The organism is Burkholderia sp. 4NA327C6 (assembly GCF_005502655.1).
Lineage (GTDB): Bacteria > Pseudomonadota > Gammaproteobacteria > Burkholderiales > Burkholderiaceae > Burkholderia > Burkholderia contaminans.
On the sequence record NZ_SCNZ01000001.1, the window covers coordinates 191598 to 216596 of the forward strand.

At 67.8% G+C, this 24999-nt stretch carries 24 protein-coding genes; 16 read left to right on the top strand and 8 right to left on the bottom strand.

Translation table 11 applies throughout. The features are described 5' to 3' along the window. Window positions 1–101 precede the first annotated feature (101 nt). Window positions 102–1538, top strand: a complete 1437-nt coding sequence (locus tag FFS49_RS00900) for a DUF1254 domain-containing protein (RefSeq protein ID WP_105818292.1) — start codon at window positions 102–104, stop codon at window positions 1536–1538. A gap of 148 nt (window positions 1539–1686) precedes the next feature. Continuing rightward, a complete protein-coding gene (locus FFS49_RS00905; protein WP_105818291.1) occupies window positions 1687–5496 on the top strand; it encodes a DUF748 domain-containing protein in 3810 nt (1269 codons plus the stop codon). 63 nt (window positions 5497–5559) lie between these two features. Here the strand turns inward: FFS49_RS00905 and FFS49_RS00910 are convergent, their stop codons facing one another. Then, window positions 5560–5784: a hypothetical protein gene (locus FFS49_RS00910; protein ID WP_027790361.1), complete on the bottom strand. Its 225-nt coding sequence runs from the start codon at window positions 5782–5784 to the stop codon at window positions 5560–5562. 311 nt (window positions 5785–6095) lie between these two features. On the opposite strand from FFS49_RS00910, the gene FFS49_RS00920 reads away from it, so the two are divergent. After that, a complete protein-coding gene (locus tag FFS49_RS00920; RefSeq protein ID WP_105818290.1) occupies window positions 6096–7775 on the top strand; it encodes an alkaline phosphatase family protein in 1680 nt (559 codons plus the stop codon). 91 nt (window positions 7776–7866) lie between these two features. Here FFS49_RS00920 and FFS49_RS00925 read toward each other — a convergent pair whose 3' ends face one another. Continuing rightward, entirely contained in the window at window positions 7867–8763 is an 897-nt protein-coding gene (locus FFS49_RS00925) for a LysR substrate-binding domain-containing protein (RefSeq protein WP_105818289.1), read from the bottom strand. A gap of 161 nt (window positions 8764–8924) precedes the next feature. Between FFS49_RS00925 and FFS49_RS00930 the strand changes: the two genes are divergently transcribed. The 8 genes from FFS49_RS00930 to FFS49_RS00965 all read left to right on the top strand — a co-directional run bounded on the left by FFS49_RS00930 (window position 8925) and on the right by FFS49_RS00965 (window position 15365). Further along, a complete protein-coding gene (locus tag FFS49_RS00930; RefSeq protein ID WP_046548694.1) occupies window positions 8925–9776 on the top strand; it encodes an ABC transporter permease subunit in 852 nt (283 codons plus the stop codon). Between the two features lie 7 nt (window positions 9777–9783). Beyond that, entirely contained in the window at window positions 9784–10827 is a 1044-nt protein-coding gene (locus tag FFS49_RS00935) for an ABC transporter ATP-binding protein (RefSeq protein ID WP_105818288.1), read from the top strand. Between the two features lie 26 nt (window positions 10828–10853). Then, window positions 10854–11942 (top strand): extracellular solute-binding protein, encoded by a 1089-nt coding sequence (locus FFS49_RS00940; RefSeq protein WP_071333866.1) that lies wholly within the window; start codon window positions 10854–10856, stop codon window positions 11940–11942. 10 nt (window positions 11943–11952) lie between these two features. Beyond that, window positions 11953–12786, top strand: coding sequence for an ABC transporter permease subunit (locus FFS49_RS00945; RefSeq protein ID WP_089441446.1), 834 nt, complete (start codon window positions 11953–11955; stop codon window positions 12784–12786). After that, the gene (locus FFS49_RS00950; RefSeq protein ID WP_039349685.1) at window positions 12779–13312 is read left to right on the top strand and encodes a TIGR00725 family protein; all 534 of its coding nucleotides are present in this window, start codon (window positions 12779–12781) and stop codon (window positions 13310–13312) included. The genes FFS49_RS00945 and FFS49_RS00950 overlap by 8 nt, the downstream gene beginning before the upstream one ends. A 122-nt stretch (window positions 13313–13434) precedes the next feature. Next, window positions 13435–13629 (top strand): YqaE/Pmp3 family membrane protein, encoded by a 195-nt coding sequence (locus FFS49_RS00955; protein WP_105818287.1) that lies wholly within the window; start codon window positions 13435–13437, stop codon window positions 13627–13629. A gap of 120 nt (window positions 13630–13749) precedes the next feature. Next, window positions 13750–15066, top strand: coding sequence for a HipA domain-containing protein (locus tag FFS49_RS00960; RefSeq protein WP_105818286.1), 1317 nt, complete (start codon window positions 13750–13752; stop codon window positions 15064–15066). A 14-nt stretch (window positions 15067–15080) separates the two neighbouring features. Beyond that, window positions 15081–15365: a helix-turn-helix domain-containing protein gene (locus tag FFS49_RS00965; RefSeq protein ID WP_047851321.1), complete on the top strand. Its 285-nt coding sequence runs from the start codon at window positions 15081–15083 to the stop codon at window positions 15363–15365. An 87-nt stretch (window positions 15366–15452) separates the two neighbouring features. Here the strand turns inward: FFS49_RS00965 and FFS49_RS00970 are convergent, their stop codons facing one another. After that, entirely contained in the window at window positions 15453–16358 is a 906-nt protein-coding gene (locus tag FFS49_RS00970) for a LysR substrate-binding domain-containing protein (protein ID WP_039349691.1), read from the bottom strand. A gap of 167 nt (window positions 16359–16525) precedes the next feature. On the opposite strand from FFS49_RS00970, the gene FFS49_RS00975 reads away from it, so the two are divergent. Next, window positions 16526–17137, top strand: a complete 612-nt coding sequence (locus tag FFS49_RS00975; RefSeq protein ID WP_223274445.1) for a hypothetical protein — start codon at window positions 16526–16528, stop codon at window positions 17135–17137. Window positions 17138–17313: 176 nt separating this feature from the next. On the opposite strand, the gene FFS49_RS00980 is transcribed toward FFS49_RS00975, so the two are convergent. The 3 genes from FFS49_RS00980 to FFS49_RS00990 are packed head-to-tail and all read right to left on the bottom strand — an operon-like array spanning window position 17314 to window position 19914. Continuing rightward, a complete protein-coding gene (locus FFS49_RS00980; protein WP_046548686.1) occupies window positions 17314–17493 on the bottom strand; it encodes a hypothetical protein in 180 nt (59 codons plus the stop codon). Continuing rightward, on the bottom strand, window positions 17465–18472 hold the full coding sequence (cydB, locus tag FFS49_RS00985; RefSeq protein WP_105818285.1) for a cytochrome d ubiquinol oxidase subunit II: 1008 nt from the start codon (window positions 18470–18472) through the stop codon (window positions 17465–17467). The genes FFS49_RS00980 and cydB overlap by 29 nt, the downstream gene beginning before the upstream one ends. 29 nt (window positions 18473–18501) lie before the next feature. Continuing rightward, window positions 18502–19914: a cytochrome ubiquinol oxidase subunit I gene (locus FFS49_RS00990; protein WP_047851316.1), complete on the bottom strand. Its 1413-nt coding sequence runs from the start codon at window positions 19912–19914 to the stop codon at window positions 18502–18504. A gap of 503 nt (window positions 19915–20417) precedes the next feature. On the opposite strand from FFS49_RS00990, the gene FFS49_RS00995 reads away from it, so the two are divergent. The 3 genes from FFS49_RS00995 to ltaE all read left to right on the top strand — a co-directional run bounded on the left by FFS49_RS00995 (window position 20418) and on the right by ltaE (window position 22493). Further along, the gene (locus FFS49_RS00995; RefSeq protein WP_046548683.1) at window positions 20418–20744 is read left to right on the top strand and encodes a hypothetical protein; all 327 of its coding nucleotides are present in this window, start codon (window positions 20418–20420) and stop codon (window positions 20742–20744) included. Window positions 20745–20757: 13 nt separating this feature from the next. Then, window positions 20758–21303 carry a YMGG-like glycine zipper-containing protein gene (locus FFS49_RS01000; protein WP_105818284.1) on the top strand — a complete coding sequence of 182 codons (546 nt, stop codon included), beginning with the start codon at window positions 20758–20760 and terminating at the stop codon, window positions 21301–21303. Between the two features lie 176 nt (window positions 21304–21479). Beyond that, window positions 21480–22493, top strand: coding sequence for a low-specificity L-threonine aldolase (ltaE, locus tag FFS49_RS01005; protein WP_046548681.1), 1014 nt, complete (start codon window positions 21480–21482; stop codon window positions 22491–22493). Between the two features lie 114 nt (window positions 22494–22607). Here the strand turns inward: ltaE and FFS49_RS01010 are convergent, their stop codons facing one another. Both FFS49_RS01010 and FFS49_RS01015 read right to left on the bottom strand, forming a co-directional pair. After that, complete coding sequence (locus FFS49_RS01010) at window positions 22608–22820, bottom strand: DUF1059 domain-containing protein (protein WP_105818283.1); 213 nt, start codon at window positions 22818–22820, stop codon at window positions 22608–22610. Between the two features lie 199 nt (window positions 22821–23019). After that, window positions 23020–23925 (bottom strand): HTH-type transcriptional regulator ArgP, encoded by a 906-nt coding sequence (locus FFS49_RS01015; RefSeq protein WP_046548680.1) that lies wholly within the window; start codon window positions 23923–23925, stop codon window positions 23020–23022. Window positions 23926–24217: 292 nt separating this feature from the next. Here FFS49_RS01015 and FFS49_RS01020 point away from each other — a divergent pair, with 292 nt between their 5' ends. Then, entirely contained in the window at window positions 24218–24871 is a 654-nt protein-coding gene (locus FFS49_RS01020) for a peroxiredoxin (protein ID WP_046549473.1), read from the top strand. Window positions 24872–24999: the final 128 nt, after the last annotated feature.

A 24999-nucleotide genomic window follows, 5' to 3' on the forward strand; every position in this document is an offset into this window, starting at 1 on the left:
GTCGCGAAACGGTTGCCCGGGCAGGCTGGGGTGCCTTGCTTTCGCCATTTGCAGGTCGAACAAGGCGTTGACTGAAAAGAACGATATTCGGCCAGTAATCGATGATTGAAAACCAGCAGGAATCAGTTTCTCTGCGGCGCGCGTGCGCGTCGCTTGCCCTCGCGGCGTTGCTAGCGGGGTGCGCGTCGCAACCGGACGCAATCCAGCGGAAAACCGGCTGGATGCGGGCGGAAGTCGCCGACTCCTATGTCTACGCGTATCCGCTCGTGCTGATGGACGTCGCGAAGGAAGCGGCAACCGGCGGCGACGGCGCGCAACCGGGGCAGGCGCCGCTCAACACGCTGCGCCATGCGCAGGCACTGCCGCCCGTCGGCGCGGTCAATCCGCCGCTGCCGGGCGTCGACACGCTCGACTCGACCGGCTGGCTCGACGTCGCGACCGAACCCGTGATCGTCACGTTGCCCGACACGCGCGGCCGCTACTGGGATGCGCGCGCACTCGACATGTGGACGAACGTGCTGTGGTCGTCGTCGAGCGTGGCCGCACGCGGGGCACGCGGCGGTGCGCGATCGCAAACGATTGCGTTCGCCGCGAAGGACTGGCAGGGCACGCTGCCGCAGGGCGCGGTCCGGATCGACGTGCCGTCGGCCAACGCGTGGCTCGAAGTCCGGCTGCAGACGAGCGGCGGGCGCGACCTCACGAACGTGAAGAAACTGCAGCGCGCGATCCGCGTGGTGCCGCTGTCCGTCTACACGGGCGCGGCGCGCGGCGCGTCGGTCGCGGTCCATGCGGGCAGTGCGCCGTCCGAAGCCGTGGGCGGCGGAACGCCGGCCGAGCAGGTGGCCGCACTCGATCCGAAGGCGTTCTTCACGCGCTTCGCACAGGCGCTGCAGGACAACCCGGCGCCGGCCGACGATGCGCACGCACAGGAACTGCTCCGCGACATCGGCGTGTCGGCCGGCTATCCGGTGCTGTGGACGGGCGACCGCCTCACGGCCGCGACGGCAGGCGTCGCCGAGGCGCGCGCGCGGCTCTCGACCCCGCCGTCGAACCTGCTGAACGCGAACGGCTGGAGCTGGATCGGCGATACGGCCGGCAAGTACGGCCAGGACTACACGCTGCGCGCGTACGCGGCCTACACGCAGTTCGGCACCGCGACGCGCGACGACGAAACGCTCGCGGTCGTCCGCGTCGACAGCGACGGCCATGCGCTGAACGGCACGAATCGCTATGTGCTGCATTTCGCGCCAGGCGCGCTGCCGCCGGTGCGCGCGTTCTGGACGCTCACGCCCTATACGACCAACGGCGCGCTGCCCGACGTCGGGTCGGCGCGCCGCTCGCTCGGCGATCGCGACCGCCTGCGCCGCAACCACGACGGCTCGATCGACATCGTCGTGTCGGCGTCGCCGGGCGGCACGCAGGCGGCCAACTGGCTGCCGGCGCCGCGCGCCGATTTCGCACTCGCGTTGCGCCTGTACGCGCCGAAGCCGCAGGCGAGCGACGGGTCGTGGATGCCGCCCGTCATCGTCCGGAAATGAACGGATGACCGGTGGCGTTGTCCGACCGGCGGGCGCGACGGCGCCCGAACCCCGTACCGTCACCTCCTGAGCCTATACTTTCGGGATAGCGTGCACGGCCGCCCGGTTCTCCGGCGCGGCCCGGCATTCCATCCCGAGGCATTCAAGCATGGCAAGCGCAGACAAAGAAACCGTACCCTCCACCCTCCATGCCCTCGGTGGCGTTGCACGCTCGCGCCGGGCCCGGCGCATCGGCATCGGCCTGCTGATCTTCATCGTTTTGTTCGGACTGCTCGGGTTCTTCGCGGCGCCGCCGCTGATCCGCCATATCGCCGAACAGCAGTTGAGCAAGCAGCTCGACCGGCCCGCCACGATCCAGCGCATCGCGCTGAACCCGTACACGCTGAACCTCGAAGCCGACGGCATCCATCTCGGCGACAAAGGCGGCCAGGGCGACTTCGTCGACATCGCGAAGCTCGTCGTGCGGCCGTCGTGGTCGTCGCTGTTCCGCGGCGCGCCGATCGTCAATGAAGTTCGCCTCGACTCGCCGCGCTTTCATATCGTCCGCTACGACGCGCAGCGCTTCAACTTCACCGACCTGATCGAGAAGTTCTCGACGCCGTCGCCGAAACCCGAGAGCAAGCCGACGCAGTTCTCGGTGTCGAACATCCAGGTCAACAACGGCCGGATCGATTTCGACGACCGTCTGCTGAACGAAAAGCACGTCGTCGACAACTGGACGCTCGGCATTCCGTACATCGCGACGCTGGCCTCGAAGACCGACATCTTCGTCGAGCCGAAGCTGCGCGCGCGCTTCGACGGCAGCCCGATCGCGATCGACGGCAAGACCAAGCCGTTCGCGCAGTCGCGCGAATCGGAGATCGCGCTGAAATTCGACGGCCTCGACGTGCCGAAGCTGATCTCGTACGTGCCGGCGAAGCTGCCGGTGGCCGTGACGAGCGGCCTCTTGAGCAGCGACCTCTCGGTCAATTTCGTGATGAGCGGCGAGACGCCCGCGCTGCGCGTGTCGGGCACCGTCGACCTGAAGGACGCGAAGGTGACGGACCATGCGTCCGCGCCGCTGTTCGCCGCGCGCGGCGTGCACGTCGCGGCGGCCAGCCTCGAGCCGCTGCGCAACGCGATGCACTTCGACGAGATCCGGATCGACCAGCCGGTCGTCGACCTGTCGCGCGACAAGCAGGGCGTGCTGAACGTCGAGAAGCTCGCCGCGCAGCCGGCAGCCGCATCGAAGGCCGCCGAAGGCAAGCCGGCGGCGTCGGGCACGGCGGCCGCTTCCGCCGCTGCCGAAGCCGCCGCCAGCGGGGCCAAGGCCGAAGCCGGCGCCGGCGCGAAGGAGGCGCCCCCGCTCGACCTGACGATCCGCCATTTCGCGATCGACGGCGGCACGGTCAACGTCGACGACCGCGTGCCGGCGACGCCGACCGCGCTGTCGCTCACGAAGCTCGCCGCGACGCTCGACGGCTTCACGATGCAGGGCAAGACGCCCGCGAAATATACGCTGTCGACGTCGCTGTCGCGCGGCGGCGACGTGAAGGCCGAAGGCTCGTTCAATCTCGCGGAGAAGCAGGTCGAGAGCAAGCTGACGGTCGCCGCGCTCGCGCTGCCGGCGCTGCAGCCGTACCTCGGCGAGGCGACGCGTGCGCGCGTGCTCGACGGCACGCTCGGTGCGACCGTCAACGCGAAGGCCGACTGGGGCAAGACGCCGCTCGCCGCACAGGTTGCCGACAGCACGGTCAGCCTGAAGTCGCTGAAGATCGCGACGCCCGATGCGAAGGCGCCCGCGATCGTGCTGCCCGACGCGAGCGCGAAGATCGCGAAGGTCGACGTCGCCACGCGCATCGCGGAGATCGCGAGCGTCGACGCAAGCGGGCTCGCGCTCGACGTGCAGCGCCTGAAGGACGGCAAGATCGACCTCGCGGCGCTGGCCGAACCTGCCCAGGCGTCGGTGCCGAAGCGCACGGTCGCGCGCAAGGCCGAGGCCGCCGCACCGTCGTGGCATTACCGGATCGACGCGCTGAACGTGAAGGATGCGTCCGCGAACTTCACCGACCTGTCGACGCCGCGCCCGGTGAAGCTGGCGATCAAGCCGCTGGACCTGTCGGTGCAGAAGATCAGCGACGACATGACCAGGCCGCTGCCCGTGCAGATGAAGGCGACGCTGAACCGCAAGGGTTCGCTGAACGTGACGGGCGACGTGACCGCGCAGCCGCTGAAGCTCGGCCTGAAGATCAACGGCAACCGCCTCGACGCGGCCGCGTTCGAGCCGTACTTCGGCAGCGCGCTGAACGCGACGATCGCCAGTGCGCTGCTCAACGCGCAGGGCAACCTGACGTTCGCGCAGGTGAAGGACGCGCCGCGCGCGACCTATCGCGGCGATGTCGCGCTCGTCGACGTGCGGATGCTCGACAAGGCGACGTCCGACCCGTTCGCGGGCTGGCGCTCGCTCGCGCTGACGAACCTGAAGGCGAACTACGACGAGAAGGGCACCGACGTCGATGCCGCGCGCGTGACGTTCTCGAACTTCTACGGCCGCGTGCTGCTCGACGCGCAGGGGCGCTTGAACCTGAAGGACGTGGTCGCGAAGGAAACGGGCCCCGCGCAGTCGCTCACGCGTGACGCGAGCAAGGGCGAGCCGGTGCCGCTGTCGCCGGGCGTGACGCCGCCGGCTGCCGCCCGGGCCGCGTCGGCCGCGGCCGCGCAGCAGGCGTTGGCGCCGGCCGCCGCCTCGGCGACGGTGGTCGTGAAGGCCGCGACGCCGCCGCAGAACCCGGTGCGCATGCATTTCGGCGAGTTGCTGCTGCAGAACGGCCGCGTGACGTATACCGACAACTTCATCAAGCCGAACTACACGGCGAACCTCATTGCGATCAAGGGCACGGTCGGCGCGTTCGGCACGGATTCGACGACGTCCGCGCCGGTCGACGTCGCCGCGAACCTCGCGGGCAACGGGCCGATTTCGATCAAGGGTTCGGTGAACCCGCTGATCGAGAAGCCGGCGCTCGACCTCACCGCGACCGCGCACGACATCGAGCTGACCAACCTGACGCCGTACTCGGCGAAGTACGCGGGCTACCCGATCACGAAGGGCAAGCTCAACGTCGACCTGCATTACGAACTGGCGAACGACCAGCTGAAGGCAAACAACCACATCTTCATCGACCAGCTCACGTTCGGCGACCATGTGGAGAACGACACGGCAACCAGGCTGCCGGTGAAGCTCGCGATCTCGCTGCTGAAGAACACGCGCGGCCAGATCGACGTGAACCTGCCGGTGTCCGGCTCGCTGTCGAATCCGGAGTTCAGCGTCGGCGGGCTGATCTGGCGCGCGGTGCTGAACCTGATCGCGAAGGCCGTCACGTCGCCCTTCTCGCTGCTCGCGCATGCGTTCGGCGGCGGCGGCGAGGATCTCGGCTACGTCGAATTCGCGCCGGGCTCGTACCAGCTCGACGACGCGCAGCAGAAGAAGCTCGACACCGTCGTGAAGATGCTGACCGAGAAGCCGTCTATCCGCCTCGACCTGATCGGCCGCGTCGACCCGGCGAAGGACACGTCGGGGCTCGGCGACGCATACGTCGAGCGGCTCGTGCGCCAGCAGAAGCTGAAGGACGTAATCGGGCAGGGCGAGAGCATCGACCCGATGTCGGTGAAGGTCGAGCCGGCCGAGTACAGCAAGTACCTGACCCGCGCGTACAAAGCCGCCGACTTCAAGAAGCCGCGCAACGTGATCGGCCTGCAGAAGACGCTGCCCGACGCCGACATGAAGAAGGCGCTTGCCGAGCACGCGCCGGCCGACGACAACGCGCTGCGTGCGCTCGCGCAGCAGCGCGCGCAGGCGGTGCGCCAGTATCTCGACGGGAAGATCGATTCGAGCCGCATGTTCATCGTCGCGCCGAAGCTCGATGCGAAGGGCATCGAGGACAAGGGCGCGACCACTCGCGTCGACTTCGGCCTGCAGTAAGCAGGCCATCCGCCGCCGCGCCCGTTCATCCGTTCGGGCGCGGCGGCGCGTTTCCTTCAGCGCTCAGCGCGCGGCGATCGCCGGTTCCTCGCGCTTGCCCAATTCCTTCTTTGCTGCCAGCGGCAGACGCGCGTCGTCCCACTGCGCCAGCCATTCGACTTCCTTCGCAGTGAACACCTGTCCGTAGTTGCGCAACGCGTACTGCAACGCGTCGACGACGTGGTGGCGAATGATCTCGGGGGTGCGTGCATCGTCCAGCACGAACCGGAGGGCTTCCAGGGTCGACATACTCGTGCTCCGGGTCAGGGAAAACCCTTTATCACACGCCAATAGTCGCGCGCCAAGCCGGAAAAAAAATCGTACGACCGATGACGCCGCGGACGAATCGACCGATGCACCGGCGTAGTGCCGGCAGGTGAGCGCGCCTTTCGCAATGTGCGCCAGGTCACATTGCTTTGCGACCGATTCGTGTCACTTGCGATTGGTTACGTTTGATAGAAAACAGAAAGCCCCGCTTCATGCGAGCGACCCACGACGCGCCCATATTCTTGCGCGCCTGATGGCAAGTCACGCAGTTCAACGTCAATCGAAGAGGTGGGGTGATCATGTCTTTCCTTGGTAAGCAGCGGAAGGTGGTGGCGGTGGTGGCGGGCGCACTGGCGCTCGCCGGTGCGGGTGCGCACGCCGCGCAGCAGGACGACGACAGTCGCGGCGAGGGCCGCGACCACGCGAGCCGCGTCGTGAAACACGTGCTGCTGATCAGCGTCGACGGCCTGCACGAGCAGGATCTCGCGCGCTGCATCGGCGCGAACACGTGCCCGAACATCGCGGTGCTCGCGAAGAGCGGCGTGACGTACACGAATGCCTATACGCCGGGCCTGTCGGATTCGTTCCCGGGCCTGGCCGCGCTCGTGACGGGCGGCTCGCCGAAGACGGCCGGCCTGTTCTACGACGTGTCGTACGACCGCAACCTGTACGCGCCGGGCGATACGAGCTGCTCGGGCAAGCAGGGCTGGAACGTCGTGTTCGACGAGACGACCGGCATCGACGCCGAGAACGGCGGCGCGCTCGTCCACCTCGACGGCGGCGGCGCGTTCAACCCGCAGGCGATCCCGAACGCGAAGGTCAACGGCAAGTGCGTGCCGGTCTATCCGCACAACTACGTGAAGACCAACACCGTGTTCGAGGCCGTGAAGGCAGGCATCCCGAACGCGACCACCGCGTGGGCCGACAAGCACGCGTGGGGCTACGACTGGCTGAACGGGCCGTCGGGCACCGGTGTCGACGACCTGATGCGCACCGAGATCAACTCGATCGACCCGGTGACCAAGACGGACTACACGGACGTCTATTCGCATACCGCGCAGTTCGACAACCTGCACGTGCAGGCGCTGATCAACCAGATCAACGGCCGTGATTCGACGGGCACCAAGAGCGCGCCGGTGCCGACGCTGTTCGGCGGCAACTTCCAGACGCTCAGCGTCGCGCAGAAGGCGCCGGTCGCGAAGGGCGGCGGCTATCTCGATGCGAACTTCACGCCGAACGGGCAGGTCGCGAACGCGATCACGTACGTCGACAACTCGATCGGCCATGTCGTCGCGGCGCTGAAGCAGGCGAACCTGTATTCGTCGACGGCCGTGATCGTCACGGCGAAGCACGGCCAGTCGCCGACCGATCACACGAAGCTCGTGAAGAACGGCGACACGCTGACGAAGCTGCTCGAAGCGAACAACTACATCGACCCGAACGGCAACTTCGGCCAGAACAACACGACGACGGGCAACCTGAACGACGGCTCGGGCCTGGTCGGCACCGGTTTCGTGCAGACCGACGACGTCGGCCTGATCTGGCTGCGCGACCGCAACCAGCGCACGGCCGTGGTGCAGACGCTGAAGGCGAACCTCGGCTGCAACGCGCCGGGGATCTGCGCGGACGGCCCGCAGGCGTACGTGCTGTACGGCGCGGCGCTCGCCGAGCGCTTCGGCGATCCGGCCAACGGCCGCACGCCGGACATCGTCGTCCAGCCGAATCCGGGCGTGATCTACACGTCGAGCACGAAGAAGGACGAGGAGCACGGCGGCAACGCGCCGGACGACAGCCACCTCGGCCTGCTCGTGTCGTATCCGGGCCTGCATCGCGCACGCACGGTGACCGACACGGTCGGCACGAAGCAGGTCGCGCCGACGATCCTCGGGCTGCTCGGTGCCGACCCGCGCCTGCTGCATGCGGTGGTGGCCGAGGGCACGGAGGTGCTGCCGGGGCTCGGCATCCGCCGCTGACGGCGACAGCCGGACGCCGCTGCCCGGTGGTGTCCGGTGCGGCGGGGCGCGCGGCCCAGCGCGTCCTGCCGTATGACGAATGCGGGCCGGCTTACGCCGGCGCGCATTCGTCCAGCATCCATTCCCTGAAGTGCCGCAACGCTTCGCTCGTCTCGAGGCGTTCCGGCGCATAGCACAGGTAGTGCCCCTGCGCGTCGACTTCGACGGGTGCATCGAACGGTTCGACGAGCGTGCCGGCCGCGAGATTGTCGGCGATCAGGAAACGCGGCACGAGCGCGAGCCCGAGTCCCGCCTGCGCGGCCTGGATCAGCACCGAATACTGTTCGAAGCGCGGCCCCGCGAGCGCGTTCATCTGCGTCGCACGATGGCGTTCCGCCCACGCAGACCACGCGATTTCCGCCTGCTCGTGCACGAGACGCGGCGCCGTGACGGCGTCGGCGGGCGTGCGCAATGCGTGCCGCTCGCCGAATTCACGCGTACAGACCGGCACGAAGGTTCGCCCGTCCAGGTAATCGCTTCGCACCCCTTCCCAGGCGCCGTCGCCGTAGCGGATCGCCGCGTCGAGCCCGAACGGGAAGATGTCGCCGTGCGCGAGATGGCGGCGAAAGCTCAGCGTGACGCTCGGCGCGACGGCCAGGAAGCGCGAGAGCCGCGGGACGAGCCACTTGGTCGTGAACGTCGGCACGCTGGCGATCGTCAGCAGGTCGTCGTTCTCGCGCGCGCTCAGCAGTTCGATCGACGCGTTGCCGATCTCGCGCAACGGGCCGGCAACACGTGCGTAGTACACCTGCCCGGCACGCGTGAGCACGAGGCTGCGCCCCTCGCGCACGAACAGCTTCACGCCGAACAGCGCCTCGAGATTCGCGATCTGCCGGCTGACCGCACTGGGCGTCAGGCCCAGTTCGCGGGCCGCGTAGGAGAAGTTCAGGGTCTTCGCAGAACAGGTGAATGCGTGCAGTTCCGAGACGTTCGGATACAGGTGCTTCATCGCGACTATTCCTTCGGCGCACAGATCGATGCGGGCTTTGTACGTTTTTTTCATGACGATGCCATGTCGACTCCGCACACTGCGGCCATCCAGAAAACGCGTGACAGCCCCGCCCGGCGGACGTTGCGCGGTGTCTTCGTCTCTTGTCCGCGAGTGTTTTCATGCCTGCGTCTACCGCCCCGGCCCTGGCCGATGGTGTTCCGATTTCGCGTAACAGGCCGGTGCGTCCGCGTGCCGGACGCCTCTTGCTGCACGCGCTCGTCGCGGTGTTCGGGCTCTACCTGTTGCTGCCGATCGCGCTGCTGCTGATCGGCTCGGTGGGCCAGTCGTGGACGAACACGCTGCTGCCGACCGGCTTCACCTGGCACTGGTTCGCCGATCTCGCCGGAAATCGCAGCTTCACCCGCGCATTCGGCGTGAGCCTGACGGTGGCGCTGGCGTGCTGTGCGCTGAACGCCGCGGTCGGCCTGCCGCTCGCGTATGCGCTGCATCACCGTGCGCAGGCCGGGCGCGGCATGGCGACCCGCCTCGTGATGCTGATGCCGGTGGCCGTGCCCGCGCTGACGCTCGGCTTCGGCTATATCGCGATCTTCAGCGGCGACACGCTGCCGTGGCTCGGCACGCTGCCGCTGATGATCGCGGCCCACGCGGTGCTGACGCTGCCGTACCTGCTGCAGACGCTGCTCAGCGATCTGCGCCACCTCGGGCTCGCGCGCCTCGAGGCCTGTGCGGCGACGCTCGGTGCGACGCCTCTGCGCCAGTTCGTCACGATCGTGCTGCCGAACCTGCGGCACAGCCTGTTTTCGGGGCTCGTGATGGTGGCCGCGCTGTCGATCGGCGAATTCCAGATATCGAACCTGATCGCGGGCTTTCGCTACCGCAACTATCCGATCGTGCTGCTGCAGGCGTTCTACGGCGCGTCGGGGATGGCGTGCGCGGCGACCGTCGTGCTGCTCGTCCTCGCCGTGCTCGCGACGCTCGTATCGGTCGGCACCGTGCAACGTATGAAGTGAGTCCGTCATGAGTCTCGAGTTCGAACACGTCAGTTTCCAGTATCCCGGCGCGCGGCACGGCGTCGACGACGTCACGCTGTCCGCCGCGCAAGGCGAGCTGCTCGCGGTGATGGGGCGCAGCGGCTCCGGCAAGTCCACGCTGCTGCGGCTCGCGGCCGGCCTGCTCGACGGCGGCAGCGGCCGCATCGCGATCGGCGGCGCCGACATGGCCGGCGTGCCGGTGTGGCGGCGCGAGGTCGGCATGGTGTTCCAGCATTACGCGCTGTTCCCGAACCTGTCGGTGGCCGACAACGTCGCGTACGGGCTGAAAATGCGCGGCGTCGCGGCCGAGGTTCGGCGGCGTCGCGCGCGTGACATGCTCGAGCGGGTCGGCCTCGCGGCGCATGCAGAACGCGGCATCGCGATGCTGTCCGGCGGGCAGCAGCAGCGTGTCGCGCTGGCGCGCGCGCTCGTGATCGAACCGAAGCTGCTGCTGCTCGACGAGCCGCTGGCGGCGCTCGACGCCGGCATCCGCCATCAGCTGCGCGACGAGATTCGCGCGCTGCAGCGCGCGTGCGGCGCGACGACGCTGCTCGTCACGCACGACCAGGACGAGGCGCTGAGCATGGCCGACCGCGTCGCGATCGTCGACGGCGGGCGGGTGCTGCAGGTGGGCACGCCGCGCGACCTGTACGAGCGGCCCGTGTCCGCGCAGGTCGCGCGCTTCGTCGGGCATTCGACGCTGCTGCGCGGCCGCGTGAGCGCGCACGATACGGTCGACGTGCGGTTCGCGACGCTGCGCGTCGAGACCGGCGGGCACCGGCCGGGCGCCGAGGTCGAGGTGCTGGTGCGGCCGGAGCACGTGGAGGCCGATCCGCCGGCACACGGCGTGAACCGCATCGACGGCGCGCCGGGCGACGTGCGCTACTTCGGCGCGACGCAGCGCTACGACTTCATTCCCGCCGGCTCGGCCGACCCGCTGCTGTGCGAAGGCCGCGTGCCGGCCTCCCGGCGGATCGCGATCGACCCGCGCCATCTGCTCGTGCTGCCGGCCGCGCCGGAGGCGCAATGACCCCTTTCATTCAACGGAGAATCCCGATGCCTGCAGGCCACCCTCTTGTGAAAACCATGCGCGCCGGCGTGCTGGCGCTCTGCGCGTTCGCGGCGCTGGCCGTCGCGCCTGCGCACGCCGCGCCGCTGTATCCGGGCGAGGACGCGCTGTATGCGAAGGCCGCCGACGAAGGGCTCGTCGTGTCGTTCGACACGGGCCCCGAATGGGCCAACTGGAAGGCGCTGTTCGCCGAGTTCCGCAAGCGCTATCCGAAGGTCGAGATCACCTACAACGACATCGGCTCGGCCGCGACCGTGGTGTCGCTCGACAAGTCGCGCCGCCGTCCGCAGGCCGATACCGCGTACTACTTCGCCGCGTCGGCGCTCGACGCCGAAAGCAAGGATGTCGTCGCGCCGTTCAAGCCGGTCAACTTCGACAAGCTGCCGGACGTGTTTCGCTCGGCGGACGGCCGCTGGTTCGCGGTGCACTCGCTGAACATCGCGTTCCTCGTCAACCGCAAGCTCGTGAAGAACGTGCCGCAGCGCTGGTCCGACCTGCTGAAGCCGGAGTATCGCAACGCGGTCGTCTATCTCGACCCGCGTTCGACCGGGCAGGGGCAGGTCGCCGTGTTCGCGGCCGCATATGCGAACGGCGGCAGCGTCGAGAACCCGAAGCCCGGCACGGAATTCTTCGGCAAGCTGAAGCGCGCGGGCAACGTGCTGCGCGTCGAAGGCACGACGCCTTATGCGAAGTTCGTGAAGGGCGAGATTCCGATCCTGATCGGCTACGAGAACGACGGCCTGAAGGCGAAGTACGTCGACGGCATGGGTGACGCGGCCGACGTCGTGATTCCGCAGGACGGCAGCGTATCGGCGCCGTACGCGATGAGCCTCGTGAAGAACGGCCCGAACCCGTCCGCCGCGCAGCTCTGGCTCAACCTGGTGATGAGCGACGTCGGGCAGGCGCTGTTCGCGCAGGGCTTCGTGCGGCCGGCCGTGCCCGGCACGCCGGTCGCGCCGGATGTCGCGGCGAAGCTGCCGAAGGCGCCGCAGGTGCGTCCGCTGGACGTGGCGAAGGCGGCCGCGCGCAAGGCCGAGGTCGACCAGCTCTGGTCGCAGGCGACGCTCGGCCAGTAAGGGGCACACGATGCAGACCTCCCTGGCGGAACGCGGTGCGCTGCGCCGCTTCGGCGCGGTGCCGGCGGCGGTATTGCTGGCGGTGTGCTTCGCGCTGCCGCTCGCCGCGCTCGTCGGCTCGGCGTTCACGGATGGCGGCCGTGCGTTCGGTGCGGTGCTGCGCGACCCGCTCGTCGCCGATGCGATCGCACATTCGCTGGCGCTGGCGGTGGGCGCCGGCACGCTGTCGGTCGGCATCGGTGTGCCGGTCGCATTCGCGCTGGCGGGGCAGTCGCCCGCCCGCCGCCACTGGACGCTCGCGCTGCTCGGCGTGCCGCTCGCGTTCTCCGGGCTGGTGATCGCGTACGGCTTCATCCTCGCGTTCGGCCGCGCCGGCTTCGTCACCACGCTCGCGGCGTCGCTGGGCGCGGACCCGACCGTGCTCGGCGGCGCGATCTACACGATGCCGGGGCTGGCGGTCGCGTATGCGTATTACCTGATCCCGCGGGTCGCGCTGATGATCTACCCGGCGCTCGCGAATCTCGACCGGCGGCCGCTCGAGGCGGCACTGACGCTCGGCGCGCGCCCGTGGCGTGCGTGGCTCGACGTCGCGTGGCGCGAACTGTGGCCGTCGGTCGCGTCCGCGTGGTGCCTCGTCACGGCGATCGCGCTCGGCACCTACGGCACGGCGCTCGCGCTGGCCGGCACGCAGATCAACATCCTGCCGCTGCTGATGTATCTGAAGCTGTCGGACGGGCAAACCGATTTCTCGCAGGCGGCGGTACTGTCGATCGTGCTGACGGCGATCTGCACCTGCGTTCTTGCATTGGGGGAAGGCCTTGTACGGCAACGACGTCATGGATGAGTGGTCGGACGCGGCGTGCGACGCGCTGGCGCAACTCGCGCAGCGGCAGCGCGGCACGCGGCGGCATCGCATGCCGGTCGGCGTGATCGGTCCGCGCGAGGCGACCGACGAACAGATGCGGGTCGCGCAGCGGATCGCACATGCGCTCGCGGCGGCGGGTGTCGCCATCGTCGGCGGCGGCAAGCAGGGCGTGATGGAGGCGGCCGCGCGCGGCGTGCATGCGGCCGGCGGGTGCGCGATCGGGCTGCTGCCGGAAGACGATGCGACGCTCGCGAATCCCTACCTGAGCGTCGCGCTGCCGACCGGGCTCGGCATCACGCGCAACGCGCTGGTCGCGCGTGCGTCGCTGTGCCTGATCGCGGTCGGCGGCGGGCTCGGCACGCTGTCCGAGATCGCGCTCGGGTTGCAGTGGGGCAAGCCGGTGTTCGCGATTTGCGACGCGCCGCGCGTGGCGGGCGCCGAATGCTTCGACGAAGCGGATCCGCTCGTTGCGCGAGTCGCGCGGTGGCTGGCCGATTCGGCGTAGGCCGGCGGCAGGAGGTGCCGGCTGCGCGTCCGGTGTTCGTCTGCGGCGGACTTGAAATGGTGCGGGCAACTCGCCATATTGGCGGTGCATGAACGTTCAATGACGCCTCGAGAGGATTCCGGATGCGCCTTCTGCTTGCCCTGCTGTTGCCGTGGTTCCAGTTTTTCACGATCGGCCGCCCGATCGCCGGGATCATCTGCCTGATCCTGCAAATCACGATCATCGGATGGCTGCCGGCCGCAATCTGGTCGGTGTATGCGCTGAGCCAGTACAAGACCGACCGGAAGATCGAGGCGGCGCTGCGCGAGCAAAAGTAAACGCCGGGCGACTTCCTGAACGTCGAGTCTCGTCCACCTAACGGCAAAGTTTATATTTCGGCGGAAATATATATACTTTATCTGCGACAACCCGGATAATTTATGTAGATTTATGCCGAAATGAACGACTCCTGTACGATTCAACTCCACGCAGACGGTGCCTGGCACGATATCGGTGTTGTCACCTTGTTCGGCACGTCCGACGAAGGCTGGCGCGCGCGCGCCTATACGGGTTATGACGTCGAGTGGGCCGTTCGCCATCAGCTCTCCCGCGATGCGCACGCCATGACGTGCCGATTTCCGGTTGGCCTTGAACCACTGGAGACGCCGCATTGGCCTGTTTTCCTGATCGATCTGTTGCCGCAAGGGTTCGGCCGCGCGGAGTTGCTGCGCCGTCTCGGTTTGCCGGAAACTGCCGAGGAACGGGCCGACTGGCCATTGCTGCGGGCAGGGGCAGCCAATTCGATCGGAAATCTGCGAATCAAGGAGGCCGTGCATTGGCTGGCTGAACGTCAGGGGCCGCAGCAGGGTTTTACCGACGAGGAGGTTGCCGCGCGAGGCGACGCGTTCAGCGAATATCTCGCCACACACGGCTTCTTCGTTGCAGGCTCCTCGGGCGTACAGGGCGAGTGGCCGAAGCTGCTACTGACCCGTGCCGACGACGGTTTGCTCTATCTGGACCACACGCTGCCGGACGAGCGCGCACGCGAGCACTACATCGTCAAGTTCGGGCGCGGAGCGAACGCGCGCCTTGCGCAGATCCTGCGCCACGAGGCGCCCTACATGGCATTGGCGCAGCGTCTCGGCTTGCGCGTGCACGCCCCACTGGCGCTGCGTGATCGCTCGCTGTTCATTCGGCGTTTTGATCGGGTGCATATCGACGGTCGTGTCGTCCGGTTTGCCCAGGAAAGCATCGCTTCGTTGACGGACAAGGCCGGCTTTGGTGTCGTTCCGAGCCACGACGAGGTGTGCTGGCATCTCGTGCGTCAATGCACGGACCCGCAGGCCGAGGTGGCGGAATACCTGTGCCGCGATGTCGCGAATCTCGCGTTGGGCAACAAGGACAATCATGCGAGAAACACCGCGTTGCAACGTGACTTCGATGGACGCGTCGCGCTGACGCCGCTTTACGACTTCGCGCCGATGTATCTGCATCCGGATGGCATTGCGCGGCGCATCCGCTGGGAAGGCAATGATGGGGGGCAGCCGGATTGGGGGCGGGTGTTGGATACCGTCGTTCGAACCAGCGAGCCGCAGGCGGGGGAGGCGCATGTCGCGTTGGATCGCGATGCATTGCGGGCACGGGCGAGCGCGATGTCGCCGAGTTTGCGGGAGATCGCCGATCATGGTGTCGATCTCGGGCTGGAGCACGATGTGCATGCCTTTCTGAAGCCGGGGCTCGAGCGGCTTGCTCGTGAGCTGGATGCGTTGCGCTAGGAAGGGGTGACACGATGGACAAACGCTATAACGCGCTGCCACTTCCCGAGCAGCTTTCGCTTCGACGACAAGCGATCGAAGACGTGCTCGCACATCCTGAATGGTCGTTGCGCGAATCGGTACGTCATCTGAAGAAGACGATGCGACTCACGAGCGCGGAAATGGCCAAGCTCGCCGGCGTGTCGACGAAGACCATTCAGGATATCGAACAAGGTCGCAGCGACGGGACGGTGCAGACGATGAACCGCATCTTCGGTATGCTGGGGTTGAAGCTGGGCGTGGTGCGACAGACCACATAGCTGGCGGTGACAGCGCATCCGTCCGGTCGTCGGTAAGGCAGCCGCTTCGGGCTGTTTCATCGGTTTCCACCCCCTACCCCGCGCCGGCTATCCCGGCGGCGCCCCTTCCAGTTCCTCCGCCCGCGCGAACAGCCAGTCGACGAACGTGCGCAGCGACGGGTCGTCGTCGTCGCGATACAGGCAATGAAACGGCGGCGCTTCCAGGTGGATTTCCGGAAACAGCGCGACGAGCCGCCCTTGCTCGATGTCGTCGCGCACCACTGCACGCGGCGCGAGGCATACGCCAAGCCCGCTCGCGGCGGCCTTGGTCATCAGGAAGAACTCGCGATAGAACGGCCCGCGCAGCGTCTCGGTGACGACCGAGCCCGCCTGGTGGAACCAGTATTGCCATGCCTGCGGCAATCCCGCGTAATGCAGCAGCGGCGCATTGCGCAGGTCGGCCGGCGTGCGCACCTGATCGAGCACCGGGTGGCCGGGCGCGCACACCGGCACCGCGACGGTCGCGAGCAGCGGCCGCGACACGAACCCCTTGCGGCGCAACTCCGGCGTGTAGCGACGAACCACGATGTCGCAGGTTTCGTCGAATTGGTCGCGCTCGTTGTCGGGCGTCGTGACGAGTTGCACGTCGATGTCCGGATGTTCGGCCTGGAACGCAGCCAGTTGCGTCAGCAACCATCCATGCGCGAACGAGACGGACGTGTTGATCCGCACCGGATGGCCGCCGCCGGGTTCGAACATCTGTCCCGTCGCCTGTGCGAGCCGGCCGAGGCAGCTCGCGACGTCGACGAGGTAATGCCGCGCGCGCGGCGTGAGCCGCAACGAGCGTCCGTCGCGCTCGAACAGCTTCTGCCCGAAGAACGATTCGAGCACGCGGATCTGCTGCGCGACCGCGCTCTGGGTCACGTTCAGCTCGTCGGCGGCGAGGGTGAGGCTCTGCAGGCGGCCGGCAGCTTCGAAGCTGCGCAGCGCGTTCAGGGGCGGCAATCGGCGCATCGTGAGATCGCGAAGAAAAGCTACACAGTGGGTCAAAAAATGTCGTTTGTGGCGGTCGGGGCGCGTCCCTATGATGGCGCCGACAGGAGAAAACCGCGATGACGATCATAGCGCCACCCGATTGCCGATCAACCGGAATTCGCCGCCGACTTCGCGCCCGGCGCGCGATGCGCCGCGAGGCAGCGGTGCCGCCGGTGCACGGCCGCGGCGCGCTGGCGCTCGCCTGTGCCGGGCTGCTCGCGGTACTGGCCGGATGTGCGTCGAAGCCGGACAACGAACGCCAGATCGGCAGCGGCGGATCGCTGGTGCGCTACAGCTCCAGCCAGACCGAAGTCGACCTGTCCGAAAGCGAGCAGCAGACGCTGCGCATGATGACCGACCGCCGCTATGCGGGGGCGACGCAGGGGCGCGTACTCGACGCGGTGGCCGGCGTGCTGCGCGCACAGGGTTATGCGCCGGTGACGGTCGATCGCGATTCGGGGCTGATCGAGGGCGGGCGCAGCGATACGCTGATTCCGAAGTGGCGGCAACTGCTGCGCGGCGCGCTGAAGGCGCGCATTGGCGGCTTGCCCGCGAAGCCGGATCACGAGCGGATAGCCGCCGTCGTCACGGTTCGCGTGACGGCGGCGCGCGACGCGATCGTGCGTGCGCGATTCGACCGCACGGTATGGGACAGCAACGGCGACTCGCGGATGAAGACCATCGTCGAGCCCGATTACTACCAGACCTTCTTCGGCGCGATGGACAAGGCGATGTGCACGACGTCGTGCGAGCGGTGATCGGCACGCAGGTGCCGGCGCCGGGGGCGCAAGGGAGGGGCGGGGAACGGTGTGCGCGCGGCCGCCCGGAGAATGGGCGCGGATGCCGGCGCGTCTTCCGCGGCATCGGGGCGACGCTGCAGCCGTCGACGAGAAAACGGCTGCCGGATCGTCGCTCGATCCGGCAGCCGCTTCGTCTACTTCACCGCAAACAGCGTCAGGTTCATGAAGATCTTGAACGCGTAGCCGAGCGTGACGGCGCCAATCACGCCGCCCGCCCACAGGACGACGAACCACATCCAGCCGCGCATGCGCGGCTTCGGCGCATCGGGCTGGTGCTCGGCGGAATCAGTGGTGGTAGTAATGCTGGTCTTCATGGCGCACCTTGCCTCGGAATACCCAGTAACCCATCGTCGTGTAGGCGATGATGATCGGGAGGATAACCGCTGCGCCGACCAGCGTGAAGGTCTGGCTGGAACGCGGCGCCGCCGCTTCCCAGATCGTCATCGTCTGGGGAATCGCATACGGGAACAGCGTGACGAGCAGGCCGACGTAGCCGAGCAGCACGAGCGCCAGCGCGAGCACGAACGGGGTCATGTCATGCCGGGCGCGCACCGCGCGGCGCATCCACACCGCGCAGCCGGCGACCAGGAACGGCACCGGCAGCAGGCGCCAGAACAGCCCCGAATCGAACCAGCGCTGCGCGATGGCCGGATCCTGCAGCGGCGTCCACAGGCTGACGACCGCGATGAAGCCGAGCAGCACGACCGTCAGCGGCCATACGACACGATGCAGGCGCCGTTGCAGGTCGCCTTCCGTCTTCGCGACGAGCCAGCAGCAGCCGAGCAGCGCATAGGTCACGATCAGGCCGAGGCCGGTCAGCAGGCTGAAGGGCGTGAGCCAGTCGAAGGCGTCGCCCGCGAACACGCCGTCCTTCACGTTGATGCCCTGCAGGAACGCGCCGAGCGCGATCCCCTGGAAGAACGTCGCGCCGGCCGAGCCGCCGATGAACGCGAGATCCCACAGCTGCTTCGTGCGCCTCGCCTTCGCGCGGATCTCGAACGATACGCCGCGGAAGATCAGGCACACCAGCATGAAGATCAGCGGCAGGTACAGCGCGGACAGCACGGTCGAATAGACGACCGGGAACACCGCGAACAGCCCCGCGCCGCCGAGCACGAGCCACGTCTCGTTGCCGTCCCACACGGGCGCGACCGTGTTCATCATCAGGTCGCGTTCCTTCTCGTCCGGGAAGAACGGGAAGACGATGCCGATGCCGAGGTCGAAGCCGTCGAGCACGACGTAGATGAAGAGCCCCAATGCGATGATCGCGGCCCAGATTACGGTGACGTCCATAGGTTTTCTCGTATGCGGAAAGGGTGGGCTCAGACGGTCTCGAGCGGCTCGTCGACGGCCGACATCGGGCGGCGCGCGGTGTGGTCGGGGCGCGTGTCCGGGGTGTCGTCGTGCTTCACGTCGGGGAGCGCGGGGCCGGCCTTCATCAGCTTCAGCATGTAGTACACGCCGGTGCCGAACACGAGGAAGTACACGATCACGAACGTCATCATCGACAGGCTGACCTGCTGCACCGACAGCGGCGATACCGCATGCGCGGTACGCATCACGCCATACACGACCCACGGCTGGCGGCCGGCTTCGGTCGTGACCCAGCCCGCGAGCAGCGACACGAAGCCGGTCGGGCCCATCACGAGCGCGAAGCGCTGGAACCACTTCGATTCATACAGGCTGCCGCGGCGGCGCAGCAGCCAGGCGAGCGCGGCGAGACCGATCATCGCGAAGCCGAGGCCGACCATGATCCGGAAGCTCCAGAACACGACTGTCGAGTTCGGGCGGTCTTCCGGCGGGAATTCCTTCAGCCCGCGGATCTCGCCGTCCCAGCTGTGCGTGAGGATCAGGCTGCCGAGGTGCGGCACCTTCACCGCGTAGCGGGTCGTTTCCGCCTTCATGTCCGGAATACCGAACAGGTTCAGCGGCGTGCCGCCCTTCTCGGTTTCCCACAACCCTTCGATCGCCGCGATCTTCGCGGGCTGGTGCTTCAGCGTGTTGATGCCGTGCTGGTCGCCGATCACGGCCTGCAGCGGCGCGAGCACGAGCAGCAACCACAGCGCCATCGAGAACATCTTCTTCACGCCCTTGTCGCGGCGGCCCTTCAGCAGGTGCCAGGCGCCCGTCGCGGCCACCACCAGCGCGGCGACGATGAACGCGGCGATCGCCATGTGGAACAGGCGGTACGGGAACGACGGATTGAAGATGATCGCGAACCAGTCGGTCGGCACGACGCGGCCGTCGACGATCTCGAAGCCCTGCGGCGTCTGCATCCAGCTGTTCGACGCGAGGATCCAGAACGTCGAGATCAGTGTGCCGATCGCGACCATCAGCGTCGCGCCGAAGTGCGCGCGCGGGCTCACGCGGTTCCAGCCGAACAGCATGATGCCGAGGAAGCCGGCTTCGAGGAAGAACGCGGTCATGACCTCGTACATCAGCAGCGGCCCGGTGACGGCGCCCGCGAAGCTCGAGAAGCCCGACCAGTTCGTGCCGAACTGATAGCTCATCACGACGCCGGAGACGACGCCCATCCCGAACGCGACCGCGAAGATCTTCGACCAGAACAGGCAGAGGGTTTTGTAGTACTGCTTGCCGGTTTTCAGCCAGCGATACTCGAGCACGGCGATGAAGCTGGCGAGGCCGATGCTCAGCGCCGGAAAGACGATGTGAAAGGAGACGGTGAACGCGAATTGCAGGCGGGCCAGATCGAGGGCCGAAAGAGCGGTGTCCATACCAGTTGACCGAGGCTGACGATACCCGCCGGCGGGTGCCGACGGACCCCGGCCGATGGGCGTCGGGGTTGGCTGGAGTATGTGCCGCGATGTTGCACCGCGAAATGCGCCAACTCGTCGCAGATGTCCAGCCCGTCGCGCGCGTTTTCGCGGTAAATCGTTGATTCGTATCAAGAAGGATGCGTGCGGCAGGCGCGGCCGCGGCGTGGCGGTCTGACGCACGTGCGGCAATATGGCGCGTCGCGTCATCGGAACGGCTCGATGCGGGCGCAAACCCCCGCGTGACAACGCGCGGCGTCGCGCCCGCGCACGGCCGAACCGTTGCGATGCGTTATCGCGTAACGTGCGCGGTCGTGCCGGCGGGCCGCGGTCGATGGGGTCTGTCACATTGGTAATGCCGCGCAATATTGGCGGGTGTGTCCGTAATGGATGACGGATCGTGCGCGGCGTAGCGTTCCGTATGTCGGGTTCGCATCGACGAACCGCCAGCCGGAGAACGTGACGTGAATCGATTGAAGCTCGCGCTGGGCGCGGTGGCCGCAGTGGCGATCGCGACGGGCGGCGTGGCGCATGCCGCCCGGGTCGGGGTCTATATCGGCCCCGGCTACCCGTATTACTACCCCGTCGTCCCTGCGCCTTACTACTACCCGCCGCCCGTCGTGGCCGTGCCCGTCGATCCGGGGCCGCCGCCCGAGTACGTCGAGAAGGGCCAGCCGCAGGACGAAGGCGACGCGAACCTCTGGTACTACTGCGACGCGTCGAAGCATTACTACCCGTATGTGAAGACCTGCAAGTCGGGCTGGCGATCGGTGCCGGCGCGGCCGCAATGATGGAGGCGCGACGATGAAATCCATATTTCGACCGCTGCGCGTGCCGGCCGCGCTCGCGCTGGCCGGCCTGCTCGGCGCATGCGCGTACATGCCGACCGGGCCGAGCGTGATGGCGTTGCCCGGCACCGGCAAATCGTTCGACCAGTTCCGCGCCGACGATGCGAACTGCCGCCAATACGCGTTCGAGCAATCGGGCGGCGTGAGCGCCGGGCAGGCGTCGACCGCAAGCGCAGTGGGCAGCGCAGCCGTCGGCACCGCACTGGGTGCGGCGGCCGGCGCGGCGTTCAACGGCGGCACGGGGGCGGCAGTCGGCGCGGGCGCGGGATTGCTCGCGGGCAGCGTGGTGGGTGCCGGTGCGGCGCAAGGCTCGGCCTACGACATCCAGCGCCGCTACGACTATGGCTACCTGCAGTGCATGTACGCGACCGGCAACCGCGTGCCGGTGCCGGGCGGGATGAGCGGTGGCGGTGGGTATGGCGGGGGCGGATACGGCGGTGCACCGCGCGCGGCGCCGCCGATGCCGCCGGCGGGCGTTCAACCGCCGCCGCCGCGCTACTGACGACGGCTAGGGCGGCGTCGTACGGCATGGCGCGCACGTGCGCCCGGTGCGCCAGACGCGCCGTGCGTGCCTCGACCGTCGATACACATACGCTGCATGAATTGCGTACACTCTGAGTCTCGTTTCGGCAGGGCCGGGCGCATCGGTTCCGGTCCGCGTTTACCCAGGACTCAGCGATGATCGATTTACGCAGCGATACCGTGACACGTCCGAGCCAGGCAATGCTGGCCGCGATGACTGCCGCCGAAACCGGCGACGACGTATGGGGTGACGACCCGACCGTGCTGCGCCTGCAGGCGGTGACGGCCGAGCGGGCCGGCAAGGAAGCCGGCCTGTTCTTCCCGAGCGGCACGCAGAGCAACCTGGCCGCGCTGATGGCCCATTGCGAGCGTGGCGACGAGTACATCGTCGGCCAGCTCGCGCATACCTACAAGTACGAAGGCGGCGGCGCGGCCGTGCTGGGCAGCATCCAGCCGCAGCCGATCGAGAACGCGCCGGACGGCACGCTGCCGCTCGCGAAGATCGCCGCGGCGATCAAGCCGCTCGACAATCACTTTGCCCGCACGCGCCTGCTCGCGCTCGAAAACACGATCGGTGGGCAGGTTTTGCCGGAAGGCTATGTGCAGGAAGCGACCGCGCTCGCGCGCAGCCGCGGGTTGTCCCTGCACCTCGACGGCGCGCGCGTGTGCAACGCGGCCGTCGCGTCGGGCCGTTCGATCGCCGAACTGGGCGCGCCGTTCGACAGCGTGTCGATCTGCTTCTCGAAAGGGCTCGGCGCACCGGTCGGCTCGGTGCTGGTCGGCAATCGCGCGCTGATCGAGCGCGCGCAGCGCTGGCGCAAGGTGCTCGGCGGCGGCATGCGGCAGTCGGGCATTCTCGCGGCCGCATGCCTGTATGCGCTCGACCACAATGTCGAACGGCTCGCGGACGATCACGCGAATGCAGCGCATCTCGCCGAAGGCCTCGCGCGCATCGACTCCGTGAAGGTGCTGTCGCACGCGACGAACATGGTGTTCGCGCAATTCCCCGAAGCCGATTGCGCGCCGCTCGAGGCGTGGCTCAAGGAACGCGGGATCCTCACGCAGATGCTGTACGCGTCGCGCTTCGTCACGCACTGCGACGTGTCGCGCGCGGACATCGATACGTTCATCGACGCGGTCGGTGCGTATTTCGCGCAACGCCGCGCGTAAGGTGGAATGCGCCGGCCGGCGGGGCCGCCGGCCCGATGTGGCGCGAAGCAGGAGGCGGAGAGGCGACGGGGGCGACGTGGCAACCCGTCTGTCGATATCGGGCGAGCCGGCGGGTCATGCTCGCCGGGGTGCATCCGCGGGCGGTGTGCCGTCGCGGAACAGCGCTTTCAGTTGCGTGCGCAGTTCGGCGCTGTCGGTGTGCTGGTGCACCAGGACCGCATGTTGCACGGCGGCCTCCAGCAGTTCGTTGTCGGAGTCGGCAGAAATCGCTACTGAGCAATTCGTCGCGCTGGGGAACTCGCGGCAATCGATATAGCGGCGAGACATGATGTTCTCCTTGCAGGAAAGGGAACGGCCGGACAGGCGTGATCGGCCGCGCGGGGCGCTCATCAGGCCGATGGAAAAAGTATAGGCGGCGCGGCGGGGATTCTCGTCGCCAGGTGTACCGCGCTGCGCCGCGCATCGCACACGGCACACCGCACGACATACCCCATATGCGGCGTGGGCGGCGCCGCTTGCACGCGTGTCACGGCAGCGGCGCGAGCAGCCGCCGCGCCGCTTCGACGACCCGCTCGGACAAAGACGCCATCGTCGGCGACTGCACGGTCCACGCGTGCCAGTACAGCGTGACGTCGGTCGGATGGGCGGGCGCGAGATCGACGAGCCCCTGCGTGTCGAGCGGTGCGCTGCCGATCAGCGGCTCCGGCACCATCGCGTAGCCGAGCCCGTGCCGCACCGCCGCGAAGTGCGAATGAGTGCCCGGCACGTAGTGGCACGGGTACGCGCCTTCGGGCAACCCGAACTTCTCCTTCAGGAACGACGACTGCAGCGTATCGCGCCGCGAATACGCGACGACGGGCGCCTTGCGCGCGCTCGTCCGGTTCAGCCCGCGCGGAAACCAGCGCACCGCGAACGCGGCGGCGGCGAGCAGCCGGTAGCGCATCGTGCCGAGCGGCGTCGCGAGGCAGCCGCGCATCGGCTTCGGCTCGGTCGTCACGCAGCCCACTGCCATCCCGCTTTCGAGCAACGCGAACGTGTGATCCTGATCTTCGACGATCAGCTCGAACAGGATGCGCTCGCCGGCGAGCACGGACGTCAGCGCCGGCAGAAACCACGTGCCGAGGCTGTCCGAATTGAGCGCGATCGTGACTGAGATCGGCGATTCGCGCTCGGTCGCGAGCGTGCTCTGCAGGTCGGCCTGCAGCAGCGCGACGCGCCGCAGGTGCTGCAGCACGCGCTGCCCGGCCACCGTGGGGCGGCACGGCCGCGTGCGCAGCACGAGCGGCGTGCCGAGGCTCGCTTCCAGCGCGCGGACCCGCTGCGTGACGGCGGATGCGGTCACGTGCAGGCGCACGGCGGCCTGCTCGAAGCTGCCCGTGTCGGCGACGGCCAGCAGCGCGGCGGCCTGCTTCGGATCGATCGTCATCGACATGTCGGTGGAATTCCTGTGAACGTAAGACGAGAACAGCCGGTAGTGTAAGTCAGTGCGTACCGGCGGCCGGGTGCGGCGCACCGTTCCGCTGCACCGCATTCGCCATCGGAATCGGCCGCGATACGCAAGCACGCCGCGTGCTCGATACCGGTGGCGCGCGCATTTTGAACTAGGCTATATGAACGCGCGGACCCCGGCATGTGTCATGCCGGCCCTTCGCGCGCGGACGATCGCGCGTCGCGCGCAAGCCGTGGCGCGGGCGTCTGACGATTCCCCTTTCACGGAGACGAACATGTCGATTCGACTAGGCGAGGACGCGCCCGATTTCACCGCGGAGACCACCGAGGGAACGATCCGCTTTCATGAATGGATCGGCGACCACTGGGCGATCCTGTTTTCCCATCCGAAGGATTTCACGCCGGTGTGCACGACCGAACTCGGCTACATGGCCGGGCTCAAGCCGGAATTCGACAAGCGCAACACGAAGATCATCGGGCTGTCGATCGATCCGGTCAGCGATCACCGGAAGTGGGTGGCGGATATCGCTGAAACGCAGGGGCACGCGGTCAACTATCCGCTGATCGGCGACGACGAGCTGAAGGTCGCGAAGCTGTACGACATGATTCACCCGAATGCGAGCGGCGGCCCGCGCACGGCGGTCGACAACGCGACCGTGCGCTCGGTCTTCATCGTCGGGCCGGACAAGAAGGTCAAGGCGATGCTCGTCTATCCGATGAGCGCGGGGCGCAACTTCGACGAGGTGCTGCGCCTGCTCGACGCGCTGCAGCTCAACGCGAAGCATACGGTGGCGACACCCGTGAACTGGAAGCCCGGCGACGATGTCATCATTCCGACGTCGGTGTCGGACGATGCGGCGAAGCAGAAGTATCCGGACGGCTTCCGGACGCTGAAGCCGTACTTGCGCTACGTGACGCAGCCGCGTTGACACACCGTGCCGGCCGGATGCCGGCCATGCAGGATCACGACGGGGTGGCCCGCGCGACGGCGACCGTCGCGGCGCGGGCCGGACGGCAGCATCCAGCACGCATCAAACAAGCCTCAACCAGCGACGGA

Bases quoted from the DNA above. Each gene is read 5' to 3' on its own strand.
- FFS49_RS00905 (WP_105818291.1), top strand. From the start codon at position 1,687: ATGGCAAGCGCAGACAAAGAAACCGTACCCTCCACCCTCCATGCCCTC.
- FFS49_RS00975 (WP_223274445.1), top strand. From the start codon at position 16,526: ATGCGCCGCGAGGCAGCGGTGCCGCCGGTGCACGGCCGCGGCGCGCTG.
- FFS49_RS00955 (WP_105818287.1), top strand. From the start codon at position 13,435: ATGCGCCTTCTGCTTGCCCTGCTGTTGCCGTGGTTCCAGTTTTTCACG.
- FFS49_RS00940 (WP_071333866.1), top strand. From the start codon at position 10,854: ATGCCTGCAGGCCACCCTCTTGTGAAAACCATGCGCGCCGGCGTGCTG.
- FFS49_RS00925 (WP_105818289.1), bottom strand. From the start codon at position 8,763: ATGAAGCACCTGTATCCGAACGTCTCGGAACTGCACGCATTCACCTGT.
- FFS49_RS00945 (WP_089441446.1), top strand. From the start codon at position 11,953: ATGCAGACCTCCCTGGCGGAACGCGGTGCGCTGCGCCGCTTCGGCGCG.
- FFS49_RS00970 (WP_039349691.1), bottom strand. From the start codon at position 16,358: ATGCGCCGATTGCCGCCCCTGAACGCGCTGCGCAGCTTCGAAGCTGCC.
- FFS49_RS00980 (WP_046548686.1), bottom strand. From the start codon at position 17,493: ATGAAGACCAGCATTACTACCACCACTGATTCCGCCGAGCACCAGCCC.
- ltaE (WP_046548681.1), top strand. From the start codon at position 21,480: ATGATCGATTTACGCAGCGATACCGTGACACGTCCGAGCCAGGCAATG.
- FFS49_RS00965 (WP_047851321.1), top strand. From the start codon at position 15,081: ATGGACAAACGCTATAACGCGCTGCCACTTCCCGAGCAGCTTTCGCTT.
- cydB (WP_105818285.1), bottom strand. From the start codon at position 18,472: ATGGACGTCACCGTAATCTGGGCCGCGATCATCGCATTGGGGCTCTTC.
- FFS49_RS01020 (WP_046549473.1), top strand. From the start codon at position 24,218: ATGTCGATTCGACTAGGCGAGGACGCGCCCGATTTCACCGCGGAGACC.
- FFS49_RS00935 (WP_105818288.1), top strand. From the start codon at position 9,784: ATGAGTCTCGAGTTCGAACACGTCAGTTTCCAGTATCCCGGCGCGCGG.
- FFS49_RS00930 (WP_046548694.1), top strand. From the start codon at position 8,925: ATGCCTGCGTCTACCGCCCCGGCCCTGGCCGATGGTGTTCCGATTTCG.
- FFS49_RS01000 (WP_105818284.1), top strand. From the start codon at position 20,758: ATGAAATCCATATTTCGACCGCTGCGCGTGCCGGCCGCGCTCGCGCTG.
- FFS49_RS01010 (WP_105818283.1), bottom strand. From the start codon at position 22,820: ATGTCTCGCCGCTATATCGATTGCCGCGAGTTCCCCAGCGCGACGAAT.
- FFS49_RS01015 (WP_046548680.1), bottom strand. From the start codon at position 23,925: ATGTCGATGACGATCGATCCGAAGCAGGCCGCCGCGCTGCTGGCCGTC.
- FFS49_RS00960 (WP_105818286.1), top strand. From the start codon at position 13,750: ATGAACGACTCCTGTACGATTCAACTCCACGCAGACGGTGCCTGGCAC.
- FFS49_RS00950 (WP_039349685.1), top strand. From the start codon at position 12,779: ATGGATGAGTGGTCGGACGCGGCGTGCGACGCGCTGGCGCAACTCGCG.
- FFS49_RS00910 (WP_027790361.1), bottom strand. From the start codon at position 5,784: ATGTCGACCCTGGAAGCCCTCCGGTTCGTGCTGGACGATGCACGCACC.
- FFS49_RS00990 (WP_047851316.1), bottom strand. From the start codon at position 19,914: ATGGACACCGCTCTTTCGGCCCTCGATCTGGCCCGCCTGCAATTCGCG.
- FFS49_RS00900 (WP_105818292.1), top strand. From the start codon at position 102: ATGATTGAAAACCAGCAGGAATCAGTTTCTCTGCGGCGCGCGTGCGCG.